Below are 12,875 nucleotides of genomic sequence, written 5' to 3' on the forward strand. Positions count from 1 at the left end.
ACTTTCCCTCTTTTCTTAGATATGACGCTGAACCGCTTCAGTATTTGAGATATTCTCTTTTTCACTGATGATGAGACAGACCGTATCTAGTAATAAGTGAACAGACTGGTCGAACAATGAACCTAGTAATTGAATCGATTGGCGATTTTCTAATTGCTGTCTAGTTGTTGCCGGTACTAAAATTGAATAATCACTCATTTCACTTAATTTTGAGTCCAAATTACCATTAATACTCAATAAAATAGCTGCTTTCTTTTTCGCTTTATCAGCGTTTAGTAAGACTGGTGCTGTGTTACCAGATCCAGATATAGATACATAGACATCTCCTGCACTGAACGAAGGTGTGTTAGTTTCTCCCATCACATAGACTTCAAACCCTAAATGCATCAGTCTCATCGCAAAACATTTCCCTACAAATCCAGAACGTCCTTCGCCATCTATAAAAATGCGTTTTGACTTTAAAAAGTAAGAGGCCAGTGTTTCGACATTCTGATATGACACGTTACTCAAGACATCGCTAACCTCAGATGCCACTTGATTTAAATAATTAGTTTCCATTGATTGCCTCCTTAAATTTTTGGGCAGTTTCTCTCATGTTTTTTGCTTTAACAATTTCACTACCAACAATCACAATATCAATATTTTCCGCTTTCAATGCTGGAATATCTGCTAGCGTAACGCCACCTGCTACCGCAATCTTTTGTGCTAATTGATAGTCTCGACGAACTTCTTGAACATACTCTACTACGCTGCCTTCTGAATCCTTCGACAGATGTAAACTGATAATCGCGTCTTCAAATAATGATAATCTCTCAAAATGAGAATCTGTCATCCCCAGCGTATCAATCATATACGCTTTTTGATATTTTTGCGCCATTTTTTGACAAATCTGTAAAGTTTCAACACTACTCGTCCCTAAAACAGTCGCAATATCAGCTCCATTTTGATAAATACGTTCAAATTCATAAGCGGCTTCATCCACTGTTTTAATATCAGCTAACAACTTAGCTGTCGTTACTCCTCGTAATTCTGTTAATGCTAATTGACCATAGTCTTTAAAAAATGAAGTCCCTATTTCAATAATATCTGCTGAAGGCCCAATTTTCTCTACAACTATAGCGGCTTCTGCGATTGTTAAGCGGTCAATAGCAATTTGTAATAATGGTTTACTCGCTCTCATTTTCTACTCCTCCCATCATTGCTGACCAAATATTATCTGCTAATTCAGGATTAAACGGCTGTAATAAAACATAGTCTAAAAGATTGACATTAAATGACAAGTTTAACCATTCTTTCGCAAATGCCATTGCTGCGATTTCCGAAGTTGCAATTAAACCAGAGCGTCGCGTATAACCTAAGACTTTCCACAATTCAATTTGATAGCGATTAATAAATAATTTAGGATTATTTTCTTCAAAATAATGAAATAGTTCATGAGCTAATACGACGTCAGCTGTTTCTATCTGTTCAAATTCTTTTAAAGCAAATGACTGCAATAAGTTTGCTCCTGGCTCAATATTTTTTTCATATAAAGTTATTTGGTTGGGTGGTTGAAAGGTTCCAAAATAAACATACTCTAATGTCGTATTCGTATCTTTTATCGTCAAGTTTAAGTCCAAACGTTCTATGAGCTCTCGTGTTGTGATTTCCCCATACATCTGACGTAACTCCTTCGCTAATTCTTTGCCACAGGTAATGGATTCATCAATCAAATAAGTGACTTCATCTTTAGGAATCTTATCTTTTAGAGGATCTAGTTTGACTTGATAATAACCGAACTGACGGTCGGTCATGGCTATCAAGCTTTCGACTTTTTCTTTGATCATAGATTATTTTTCGCTCCAACAACTATTACTTCTTCGGCTCCTGTTCGTGTCATTAATTCTGTGTCCATTACCATATGTAGTTGACTAGCATCCGATAAGCTCAGATAATCGATTACTTTTCCACCAATACAAAGATAAATATCTGGATTTAATTTGATATCACTCTTATAGACAGCCAATTCTTCCCAGTAATTATCCGTTACTCGTCTCACGCCACTAACGGTTGAAACAACTGCGTCTCCATCTGCCCTTTGAACTTTGATAAAGCCTTTCTTATCAATGACACGAATTTCTTGCTTGTCGCCTCTTTTAGTTCCAATGACAAAGAAGAAATCATTAGAAGCAATCTCATAGACATCTTTCAAGTTTGTCTGCATAGACTCAGCTGCCAATTCTTTGGCTTCTGCGACATCAATCTTTTTAAGTAAATCAGTTGCTTGAACTTCTGTAGATCCCATAGCAATCGCACTAACTTTTGATGTTTGCGAATCAATTTCAATTTGAACCTCAATAGAGTCTGGCGAAGCACCTGATTTAATCGCTAAATCAGTCGCTTCTGTTCTGATTTCCATTAAATCTTCTGGTGTAGGACTCGGAATCACTCTTTCAACCACATCTCTGACCATAGCCAGTGCAACACCAATTGAAGAAATAACCTCAGCATTTTCTGCAATTTTATAGGTCAGTCCCATTTTCTTAGCCGTAAATGGTAGCAATGCACTGGCACCACCCCCAGCTCCGACTAAAGAAATTTGATCTCTTTCAACTTTGTGTTTTTCAGCTAAATGATTAATCACTTTAATACAAGTGTCTGATGCTTTATCTAAAATATCTGTGGCTACTTCTTCTACTGTTTTACCTAATTCTTTTGCTAACGGCGTGATAGCCTTGACACACGCTTCATAATTACCATAAGAGTAATCACTTGGTTCAAGCATTTTTAAAGCATTGGCAGCGCATGTAACCGTAATAGCAATGCGTTTACCATTTTTCGATTCGATTGCGACATAATCTTGTGGGTCATCTTTTAAAGGTTGAATTCTGACTACCTTAGGTTCAATTATTTCTGCTGGGTCAGTAAAAGCAGCATAAGGCAGTTTCGCAATATGTGCTGATCGTGGCCCAACTCCAACTACCTGACTTTGACTTGCACGAACCATACTACCTCCAGCAACACCTGAAACATGAACGTCTAGAGAACTAATTAATGTTTTGTGACCACCAACAACCGAGTAGTCAATCATTGGGCGACCATTTTTAATCACACCTATATCCGTACTCGTACCACCCACTTCAAAAAAGATGGCATTTGATGTTCTAAGATACATTAAAGCTCCGACTGTTGAAGCAGCTGGTCCTGAAAGCATCGTTAAAACAGGTCGCTTACGCATTTCAGCAATATCCATTACCCCGCCATCTCCACGCATAATCATTAACGGGACATTTATTCCGGCCTGATGAACACTGTCTTCCGTGCTATCTGCTGTTTCAAACATTTTAGGTAAAATCGATGCGTTTATCGCAGCTGTTCTTGTTCTTCTTGTTAACCCATACATCTTACTTATATCACTGGCAACTGAAACTTCGATGCCTTTCTTTTTACCAACATTTTGAACGACTATTTCTTCTGTCAAGTCATCTACACCAAATGCTTTAGAAGCCACGATGACTTCTGTTCCTTCTTTAATAAGACTATCGATTTCCGCTTCTACTCTCTGTTCATTGAACTCTTTTAATTTAATATAACGGTGGTGAGTCTTAATCTTTCGTTTGCCTGTTTCATCTAAAGCAATATCATCAACATTACTTTGTTTTTTAGCTAAAAAACCTTCTAAGCCACCTTTACCAATTCCAATAATTCCTGTCTCAGCTACGTCTCCCTCTAATAGTGCATTCGTCGCTTGAGTCGTACTATGCGCAATAAAAATTACTTCGTTTGGATCAATTCCGTTTTCATGCAAGCACTTTTCAAACGAGGCAACGACACCATCTGACACCCCATTTTTTGTATCATGTGTTGTTTTTACTGATCCAATTCCTACTATTTCATGCGTTTCATTATCAATCGCAACGGCTTTTGTATGTGTACCGCCAACATCAATTCCTACTCTTATTTTTCTAGAAGTCATTTTACTAGTTTCTCCTTTCCATTAACCCAACATCAGATATGCAATCACGGTATTGATGATACAAATAACCCACGCCCACGGCACACCGGTTAGTATAAATTCTTTAACACTTACTTTAGAATAATTCAATGCCCATAAGTTCCATGATTGAGTTGGACATGCAGATAGGTTCATCGTGATTGTTGGAATATACATCAAAGCAAATAATAGTGGTGAACTAAAAGAGCCGATTGCTCTCAAGATACCAATTGTTGCACTACCCGCACCAAAGACTGTTAAAGGTCCTCTAAACAATCCTAAAGGTGCTACAATAATAAATAGTACACAAAGTAATAACGCACTCTTAGGTATTAAACCACCAATAATAGATTGGAAAAATGGTGCCGCAATTCCTGAAACCTTATTGAACATTGGTAAGATAAACAAGAAACCAAGTAAAGGTGCCACGTCTACTACGCCATCATAAAACGTGCGTGTTATCAAACGAGAGCCGACACTGTAAGATGGTAATTTTCCACAGATAAACAATGCATAAAGAGAAGCAACTATAAATGCTGGGATTGGCTGCCAATTGAATGCAATGGCCAATACCACAGGAATAATCGGAGTTAATAAAGCTAATCCAGGTACTTCTTGTTTTTCTTCTACTTTTGAGGCTTTCGCAGCCCAAGCGTATGTTTTTTTCTTACGTAATTTTGTAATCAGCATGATAATAATAATCGCTAACTGAACGCCCATTGCAGCAAAACCAAAACGCAAATAGTTCCAATCATACGCAACGTCTGTAAAAATAGCTTGCATTTGTTTAAATAGAACGATATTCACATACATCCCACTACCAACACTCATCAAATAGCTAGACACTGCTAAAGGCTTCGGAACACCAAGAGACATTAAAATCGGTAAGATAATAACCCCTATCGCAACAACAGCTCCTGCTCCAAAAGTTGATGTGAAAATTAAACCGGTTACAATTGATAATAAGATTGTTGTGACTAATGGTTCATCTCCACCTAACTCGACTGTCTTTTTAATCAATGTATTAGCAATATCGGTTTCAATCAAGATACGACCAAACCAACTCCCAAAAATAACAATAACTGCCGTAGCTCCCCAACTTTCAGGTCCACCTTGAAAAACATTGAGCATTGCATCCGCCCATGTCAATTCTCCACCAACGATACTTAATCCCGCCCAAATGATTGCCATAACGAAAAAGCCAATCATCAAGTTTCCGCCTTTTGCAGCGAAATAAATTAAGCAAAAATACGTTATTAATAAAATAATACCAATCGTCATTTCCATTTTGTTATTCTCCTTTGAATTTTCTTACTTCTTTTTTTAATTGCTCAGTCACATCTTCTTTCAGCGAGTATTCTAAACAATAATCCATCTTATCAGACAAATCCCTCCTCATTTTCTTCATATATTTTTTCCAAGGTAAATCACCTTCAAAAACAGGAACCGTTTCTTTATTAGCCTTTACAACATCTTTTAAGTGAACAAAACCAATATAAGGAATAAATTGCTCATAATTTGTAAAAGCTTCTTCTTCTACATAAACATAATTACCAGGATCATAAGTGTATTTTAACTTCATCCCTGCTTCAGTTGCTTTCATTAATAATTTGAGTATTTGAGCAGAACTCGAACGTGAAGATACTTGATCATTTTCCACCGTTAACATCTCTATTGAATGCGTTTTCAGTAAATCGTTAAACATAGAAACTTCTTCCGCCGATACAGTTTCTAAACTTCCCGCTGTTAATTTGACTTTAGTGCATCCAAAAGATTGCGCCTCTATTAAATACTTTTTTAATGAGCTAAGATTTACTTGCTTTCCTTGAAACAACACATCTGGAATAGAGTAATAGTAATCAATTCCACTTGCTTTCCCAATTGTATTAAGCTCTACAAATTCTTCTGAGGACCGAATATACTCTCGTCTAATTTCAATTTTGTTAATCTCCAACTCCTTTATATCACGAATAAAATCTGATTGTCGGCAACCTTTTTTTATTAAGTCATCATATACAATCATATTTACAACCATATTTTCCACTTTTTAAAACCCCTTTTTCATTTTTATGTTTATCGATAAACAACATATCAAAAAAGAAAATTAATTCTTTTTTTGATATGTTGTTGACTCTCTAATTTTTAATTTACCAGGGAATAACGTCAATTTCGCATGCATGTGAGAATCAACCGGCTTTTCAATTTTTTCAACCAATTGACTAATCGCCTCTTTACCTAATGTGTATGAATCTTGACTAATTGTCGTGAGTGAAGGTTGAACAACTTTTGACCAAACCATATCATCAAATCCACAAATACTAAAATCTTCATATAAATCATAATCGTTCTCTCTTATCACCTCTAAAACATTAGATGTTACCAAACCATTAGCGCAAAAAATAGCTCGTGGTCCAGGATATGTTTTAAAGTCTTTCAAAGAATCTGCAATTAATTCCCTATCAGAATTTGGTATGGAGTAAACATGACTATCAAAAGTTTCAGAATTATCACGAATCGCATCTTGAAAACCTCTTAAGCGATCTTTCCGAACAGTATTTGATAATTTATCTACAAAAAAAGCAACGGAGGCATACTGCTGTTCTTTTAAATGTGACATCATTTGTTGAACGGCACTGTAGTTATCAGTCGTTACTGTGTCAATTTTATTACCTGATATCCCTCTATCTAATAAGACCATGGGAAGATTCGTCTCCATTAAATCCACTAAGAATGGTTCATTACTTCCAGATGTATTTACAATTAATCCATCTACACGGTTATCAACGAACTTTTGAATTTGTTTTTGCTCCTTTATTGCTGAATCATCAGATATCGCGATTAATAAAGTATAGCCTAGTTCTTCACAACGATCACTTAATCCTTTTATCGTTACAGATGAAAAGGGGTTGGATATATCAGCAATCACCGCACCAATCATCATACTCTTTTGAGATTTTAAAGAACGAGCCAAATGATTTGGTCGATAATCCAAATCACGAATCGCTTTTTCTATTTTTTTTCTCGTTTTTTCTGACATATACTCAAATTTACCATTTAAGTAGCGAGAAATAGTAGTTTCACTGACACCTACTTCCTTTGCTATGTCCTTAATTGTTGCTGTTTTACTCATAAAACGACCATTCTCCATTTCTTGTTTATCGATAAACATAAAACGCTTACATATAAATTACTTCATTTATATACATTTGTCAAGGACTAATCAATTATTTTCCGATATAACATTAGTTCTCGTTCAATTTTCCGAAAATTAACTTCTGAAGTTCTTGAAGTACATCCCCAACAAAATATTGCTTATCTCGTAATACTTATGAAAAATTGAAAATTAATTTTATGTTTAATTTTACCACTATAAACATATTATCTTGAAACCAATTCCATAAGGTAAGCTTATCTAAACGATAATTAAGCTAAAATACTCTTATAAAAATTTAAAACTTACATCCTATGGATTTAAATTGTGAACATGAAATTAAAAGTAATCATGATGAATTGGATCATTAAAGTGAAATAAAAAAAGATGAATGGAACAAGTTCCATTCATCTTTCGACTTAATTTTGGCTCATTAGTCCTATTTGGCAAAGAACCAAATTACCCAACTGACCCTTCCATTTCATACGAAATCAAGCGGTTCAATTCTACTGCGTATTCCATCGGTAGCTCTTTTGTAAAGGGCTCAACAAATCCCATGACAATCATCTCAGTAGCTTCTTCTTCTGACAGACCACGGCTCATCAAGTAGTAGAGCTGTTCTTCTGAGATTTTAGACACTTTCGCTTCGTGTTCTAACGCCACTTGGCTATTGTGAATCTCATTAAATGGAATCGTATCGCTCTTCGATAAATTATCCATAATAATCGTGTCACACTCGATATGAGAAATCGAGCCCTTACTCTTCTTGCCAAAGGTTACTTGTCCACGATAGTTCACTTCCCCACCGCCTTTTGCGATGGATTTAGAGACAATCGAGCTTGAAGTATTAGGTGCGTTATGAATCATTTTTGCCCCAGTATCTTGAATTTGTCCTTTATTCGCAAAGGCAACTGTTAGCATTGTCCCACGTGCGCCTTCTCCTTCAAGATAGACACTTGGATACTTCATCGTCGTTTTCGCTCCTAAGTTACCGTCTACCCATTCGACTGTTGCGCCTTGTTCAGCACGCGCACGCTTAGTGACTAAGTTATACACGTTATCTGACCAGTTTTGAATAGTTGTGTAGCGACAATAGGCATCTTTTAACGTAAAGATTTCGACAATCGCAGCATGCAAGCTACTTGTTGAATAAGTTGGTGCCGTACATCCTTCGACATAATGCACGCTTGCGCCTTCATCGACAATAATCAATGTTCGTTCAAACTGTCCCATATTTTCATCATTAATACGGAAGTACGTTTGTAGAGGGACATCACATCTGACGCCTTTTGGCACATAGATGAACGTTCCGCCTGACCAAACAGCTGAGTTAAGAGCGGCTAGTTTATTATCCGTTGGTGGAACTAATTTTGAAAAATACTGTTTAAACAAATCTGGATACTCTTTCAATGCCGAGTCCGTGTCTGTAAAGACAATTCCTAACTTTTCAAACTCTTCCTTCATATTATGATAAACGACTTCTGACTCATACTGAGCCGAAGCTCCGGCTAGATATTTTTGCTCTGCTTCTGGAATACCTAAACGTTCAAATGTTTCTTTGATTTTTTCAGGTACGTCCTCCCAGTCACGAGCTGGTTCATTACTTGATTTTTTATAGTAAGTGAGGTTTTCAAAATCAATATCAGATAAATCCGGTCCCCACTCTTGCATATGCATTTTGTTAAAGGTTGCCAGTGACTTCAAACGAAAATCTAACATCCATTCTGGCTCTTCTTTGACGCGTGAAATTTCGCGTACGATATCTTCCGTCAGTCCTTTTCCAGTACTATAAACAGACTCAACATCGTCACGGAAACCATACTGATAATCACCCACTACTGGAATTTCTGTTTCACTCATCTCGGTTTCACTCCTCTTCTTGGTGCAACTGACGAACTTCCGTCGTATCTTGTTGCTCGGTAATGCCTTTTTCTAGTGCTTTCCATCCTAGTGTGGCACATTTTATGCGTGCTGGAAATTTCGCAACTCCTTTTAATAAAGCCGAGTCGCCTAACGCTTTTTCATTTTCGATTGATTGTCCTTGCACCATTTCTGAGAATGTTTCAGAAAGGGCTAACGCTTCTTCTACTGTTTTTCCGATAATCGCTTCCGTCATCATACTGGCACTTGCCGTACTGATAGAACAGCCACTACTTTCAAAACGAGCGTCTTTAATGCATTGGTCTTCAATCGTTAGTTGTAATTTAATAATATCGCCACATGTCGGATTATGTAACTCCACTTCATGAACGCCGTCTTCTTCTAAACCGAAGTGACGTGGATGGTTGGAATGATCTAAAATCACTTGACGATACAACATGTCTAGTCTAGATAGTCCCATTTTGGAAAAACTCCTTTGTGGCAATGACTGCCTGAATAAATTGATCGAGATCAGCCTGTGTCGTATATAGGCCTAAACTCGCGCGATTTGTGGCATGAACATCAAGCCATTTCATTAGAGGTTGCGCACAATGATGACCCGCTCGTACGGCAACTCCTTGCATGTCCATAGCGGTTGCGACATCATGTGGATGAATGCCATCAATATTAAAGGCAATAACTCCAGCATGTTCCGATGGTGATGTCGGGCCGAAAACAGTTACACCTTCAATCGCTTGTAAACGAGGTAAGACGTCGGCCATTAAGGCTTGTTCATGCTGCATGACCGTCGTCATTCCAATTGTTGTCAAATAATCAATTGCAGCACTTAATCCAATCGCCCCTGTCATATTGGGCGTCCCTGCCTCAAATTTCCATGGTAAGTCCGCCCAAGTACTATCGTAAAGATGGACAAACTCAATCATTTCGCCACCAAACTCTACGGGCGACATTTGTTCTAGCCACTTCTCTTTACCGTATAGGACTCCAATTCCTGTTGGTCCATACATTTTATGCCCACTAAAAGCATAAAAATCTACGTCCAGATCTTGAACATCCACTACCATATGCGGCACACTTTGCGCACCGTCTACAACGATAACGCCCCCCACTTCATGCGTCAATCGGGCGATTTCTTTTATAGGTTGAATCGTTCCTAAAACATTGGTCACATGTGCCAATGCGACGATTTTGGTTTTAGATGAAAGTTTGGTTTGAAAGTCCGTCATATCTAATCGACCTTCTTCATCCAAGTCGATATAGACGAGATTCGCTTGTTTACGTTTAGCAAGTTGTTGCCACGGAACTAAATTGGCATGGTGTTCGGCATAGCTAAGTAAAATATCGTCACCAGCCTCTACCGCAACATCACCGTAGCTTTGTGCCACCCAGTTTAAACTGGTCGTCGTGCCTCTCGTAAACAAGACTTCTTTCGTCGAATGAGCATGGATAAACTGACGAACATTCTCACGCGCTGCTTCATAAGCCTCAGTAGCACGTGCTCCTAATGTGTGAACACCACGATGAACGTTTGCATGGTCATGTTTGTCGTAGTAAGACATCGCTTCTAAGACTTGACGAGGCTTTTGCGTGGTTGCAGCATTGTCTAAATACACCAATGGCTCATCGTTCACAGTTTGATGTAATATGGGAAAATCGTTACGTCGTTTATCTCCTAGCATCATTTTAGCTTAACTTCCTTTCAATCACTTCTGCTAATTCATCACGCACGGCTTTAATTGGAATCGCTGTTAAAACAGAGCCTAAGAATCCACGAATAACCAAACGTTCTGCTTCCGTCTTTTCCAAACCACGACTCATGAGATAGTACATTTCTTCCGGGTCGACACGTCCAACACTTGCAGCATGACCTGCGGTGACTTCATTTTCATCGATTAATAAAATAGGGTTAGCGTCACCTCTTGCTTGGTCAGAAAGCATTAAAACTCGGCTTTCTTGTTGAGCATCTGCTCCGACTGCCCCTTTTAAAATATGACCGATACCGTTAAAGGTTAAAGTACCACGTTCACGTATGACACCGTGTTGCAAGATATGCCCGACTGAATGACGACCGCTATTGGTTACCCGTGTGTCAATCCCTTGTGTTTGTCGCCCAGCACTAATCGCCACAGCTTTTACTTCTGAATGTGAGCCTTCTCCCACTAAATCAGAGTCGAAATCAGCAACAACATTGCCGTCGTTCATAATACCGATAGCCCAATCCACTGAGGCGTCGCGACCGACATTAGCACGTCGATTAATATACGTTGTGACATTTTCACCTAGTTGGTCAATCGCTGCAAATTTTACTTTAGCTCCTTGTTTGGCAATGACTTCCACGACAATATTCGCTGTCGCTTTTTCCGCGCCCTCTCCCACTGTTTGGAATCGTTCTAAGTAACTCACTTCACTGTTTTCTTCCGCTACGATTAATACATGCTTAACAAAATTTGTGTTTGCATGGCTATCTTGATAAAACAATGCTTCTACAGGTTCTTCAATCGCAACGTTTTTGGGAACATATAAGAATATTCCACTATTCATAAACGCCATATGAAACGCCGTTAATCTGTCTTCATCATAGTGAACTGCTTGCTGCATTAACGCCTTTTCAACCAAATCGCTGTGTTCTTGAACTGCTGTTTGAATATCAGTCAAAATCACACCTTTTTCTATTAGATGAGCGGGCATTTGTTCCACTAATGTTTGCGTGCTGTGTTGCACAATCAAGGGATTATTTTCGACTTGTTCAAAGTCATAGACCGCTCCTGAAACTGTATCGTCTATCATAGTCGTCACTTCTGTTAACGGCCAACGATGAATTTTAACGCGTTCAATCATCGGTAAAGCCAATGTTTCGATTTTTTCTAACGCTTGTATACGGCGATTTAATAACCATTCCGGTTCACCTTGTGAAAGGGAATAGTCTTGAATCTGTGCCGTATAATCTGTCCACGTCACATCTTTCATCTACATTCTTCCCTTCTAGTCTTCTGATAATTCAATTCCTAGCTCAGCACTAATGCCAGCGTAGCCTTCTGCTTCTAAACGTTTCGCTAAATCAGCTCCACCTGTTTTAACTACGCGACCGTCCATCATAATATGAACCACATCAGGCGTGATATAGTTTAACAAACGTTGATAGTGTGTAATAATTAGCGCGCCAAAATCATCGCCACGCATTTCATTAACCCCTTTAGATACTACTTTCAAGGCGTCAATATCAAGTCCAGAGTCAATTTCATCAAGAATCGCGAAGGTCGGTTCCATCATCAGTAATTGTAAAATCTCATTACGTTTTTTCTCTCCGCCTGAGAATCCTTCATTTAAGTAGCGCTCTGCCATTTCTTCTGGCATTTCTAACAAATCCATTTTTTCATCTAGTTTTGTGATAAAATCCATGACCGAAATCTTATCGTCTTCTTCACGTGTTGCGTTAATTGCCGCACGCATGAATTCCGCATTAGTAATTCCAGCAATCTCACTTGGATATTGCATGGCTAAAAAGATACCTTTACGAGCTCGTTCATCTACTTCTAATTCTAATATATTTTCACCATCTAACAGGACTTCTCCTTTTGTTACTTCGTAATTAGGATGTCCCATAATAGCTGCTGACAAGGTTGATTTCCCTGTTCCATTTGGTCCCATAATCGCATGAATCTCACCTGTATTCATTGTTAAGTTAACACCTTTTAAGATTTCCTTGTCTTCAATCGACACGTGTAAATCTTTTATTTCTAAAACCGCCATGCGTGTTTCCCTCCAAATATATTCATATTTTTTCACTATGTTCCTAACCTCTATATTTTAGCCCAATTGAGAATGAATTTCAAATGATAAAATCGTTATCACTTGCGAAATCTAAAGGAT

The 12,875-nt window shown here is 38.1% G+C and carries 12 protein-coding genes; all 12 read right to left on the reverse strand.

What is annotated here, in order from left to right:
* Positions 1 to 15 precede the first annotated feature (15 nt).
* Positions 16 to 558 carry a 6-phospho-3-hexuloisomerase gene (gene hxlB, locus CBF33_RS07560; protein ID WP_126763030.1) on the reverse strand — a complete coding sequence of 181 codons (543 nt, stop codon included), beginning with the start codon at positions 556 to 558 and terminating at the stop codon, positions 16 to 18.
* Positions 548 to 1,180, reverse strand: a complete 633-nt coding sequence (locus CBF33_RS07565) for an orotidine 5'-phosphate decarboxylase / HUMPS family protein (RefSeq protein ID WP_126763032.1) — start codon at positions 1,178 to 1,180, stop codon at positions 548 to 550. Before CBF33_RS07565 ends, hxlB begins: the two co-directional genes overlap by 11 nt.
* Positions 1,167 to 1,826, reverse strand: coding sequence for a hypothetical protein (locus tag CBF33_RS07570; RefSeq protein WP_126763034.1), 660 nt, complete (start codon positions 1,824 to 1,826; stop codon positions 1,167 to 1,169). Before CBF33_RS07570 ends, CBF33_RS07565 begins: the two co-directional genes overlap by 14 nt.
* The gene (locus CBF33_RS07575; RefSeq protein ID WP_126763036.1) at positions 1,823 to 3,955 is read right to left on the reverse strand and encodes a hydantoinase/oxoprolinase family protein; all 2,133 of its coding nucleotides are present in this window, start codon (positions 3,953 to 3,955) and stop codon (positions 1,823 to 1,825) included. Before CBF33_RS07575 ends, CBF33_RS07570 begins: the two co-directional genes overlap by 4 nt.
* A 21-nt stretch (positions 3,956 to 3,976) precedes the next feature.
* Positions 3,977 to 5,260, reverse strand: coding sequence for a citrate transporter (locus CBF33_RS07580; RefSeq protein WP_126763038.1), 1,284 nt, complete (start codon positions 5,258 to 5,260; stop codon positions 3,977 to 3,979).
* A 4-nt stretch (positions 5,261 to 5,264) separates the two neighbouring features.
* Positions 5,265 to 6,017, reverse strand: coding sequence for a sugar phosphate isomerase/epimerase family protein (locus CBF33_RS07585; RefSeq protein ID WP_126763040.1), 753 nt, complete (start codon positions 6,015 to 6,017; stop codon positions 5,265 to 5,267).
* A gap of 60 nt (positions 6,018 to 6,077) precedes the next feature.
* A complete protein-coding gene (locus CBF33_RS07590) occupies positions 6,078 to 7,103 on the reverse strand; it encodes a LacI family DNA-binding transcriptional regulator (protein ID WP_170167769.1) in 1,026 nt (341 codons plus the stop codon).
* A 480-nt stretch (positions 7,104 to 7,583) separates the two neighbouring features.
* Complete coding sequence (gene sufB, locus CBF33_RS07595) at positions 7,584 to 8,984, reverse strand: Fe-S cluster assembly protein SufB (protein WP_023606136.1); 1,401 nt, start codon at positions 8,982 to 8,984, stop codon at positions 7,584 to 7,586.
* A gap of 7 nt (positions 8,985 to 8,991) precedes the next feature.
* Positions 8,992 to 9,465, reverse strand: coding sequence for a Fe-S cluster assembly sulfur transfer protein SufU (gene sufU / locus CBF33_RS07600; protein WP_126763044.1), 474 nt, complete (start codon positions 9,463 to 9,465; stop codon positions 8,992 to 8,994).
* The gene (locus CBF33_RS07605; RefSeq protein ID WP_126763046.1) at positions 9,452 to 10,687 is read right to left on the reverse strand and encodes a cysteine desulfurase; all 1,236 of its coding nucleotides are present in this window, start codon (positions 10,685 to 10,687) and stop codon (positions 9,452 to 9,454) included. The genes sufU and CBF33_RS07605 overlap by 14 nt, the downstream gene beginning before the upstream one ends.
* A gap of 1 nt (position 10,688) precedes the next feature.
* Positions 10,689 to 11,972, reverse strand: a complete 1,284-nt coding sequence (gene sufD, locus CBF33_RS07610; RefSeq protein WP_126763048.1) for a Fe-S cluster assembly protein SufD — start codon at positions 11,970 to 11,972, stop codon at positions 10,689 to 10,691.
* Between the two features lie 15 nt (positions 11,973 to 11,987).
* Complete coding sequence (gene sufC / locus CBF33_RS07615) at positions 11,988 to 12,755, reverse strand: Fe-S cluster assembly ATPase SufC (RefSeq protein WP_126763050.1); 768 nt, start codon at positions 12,753 to 12,755, stop codon at positions 11,988 to 11,990.
* Between the last annotated feature and the right edge of the window lie 120 nt (positions 12,756 to 12,875).

Source organism: Vagococcus lutrae (assembly GCF_003987555.1).
In the GTDB taxonomy this organism is placed as follows: domain Bacteria; phylum Bacillota; class Bacilli; order Lactobacillales; family Vagococcaceae; genus Vagococcus_A; species Vagococcus_A lutrae.

Excerpts from the sequence above, each read along its gene's own strand:
- CBF33_RS07565 (WP_126763032.1), bottom strand. The coding sequence starts at position 1,180 with ATGAGAGCGAGTAAACCATTATTACAAATTGCTATTGACCGCTTAACA.
- sufB (WP_023606136.1), bottom strand. The coding sequence starts at position 8,984 with ATGAGTGAAACAGAAATTCCAGTAGTGGGTGATTATCAGTATGGTTTC.
- CBF33_RS07575 (WP_126763036.1), bottom strand. The coding sequence starts at position 3,955 with ATGACTTCTAGAAAAATAAGAGTAGGAATTGATGTTGGCGGTACACAT.
- CBF33_RS07590 (WP_170167769.1), bottom strand. The coding sequence starts at position 7,103 with ATGAGTAAAACAGCAACAATTAAGGACATAGCAAAGGAAGTAGGTGTC.
- CBF33_RS07580 (WP_126763038.1), bottom strand. The coding sequence starts at position 5,260 with ATGGAAATGACGATTGGTATTATTTTATTAATAACGTATTTTTGCTTA.
- sufU (WP_126763044.1), bottom strand. The coding sequence starts at position 9,465 with ATGGGACTATCTAGACTAGACATGTTGTATCGTCAAGTGATTTTAGAT.
- CBF33_RS07605 (WP_126763046.1), bottom strand. The coding sequence starts at position 10,687 with ATGATGCTAGGAGATAAACGACGTAACGATTTTCCCATATTACATCAA.
- sufC (WP_126763050.1), bottom strand. The coding sequence starts at position 12,755 with ATGGCGGTTTTAGAAATAAAAGATTTACACGTGTCGATTGAAGACAAG.
- CBF33_RS07570 (WP_126763034.1), bottom strand. The coding sequence starts at position 1,826 with ATGATCAAAGAAAAAGTCGAAAGCTTGATAGCCATGACCGACCGTCAG.
- hxlB (WP_126763030.1), bottom strand. The coding sequence starts at position 558 with ATGGAAACTAATTATTTAAATCAAGTGGCATCTGAGGTTAGCGATGTC.
- sufD (WP_126763048.1), bottom strand. The coding sequence starts at position 11,972 with ATGAAAGATGTGACGTGGACAGATTATACGGCACAGATTCAAGACTAT.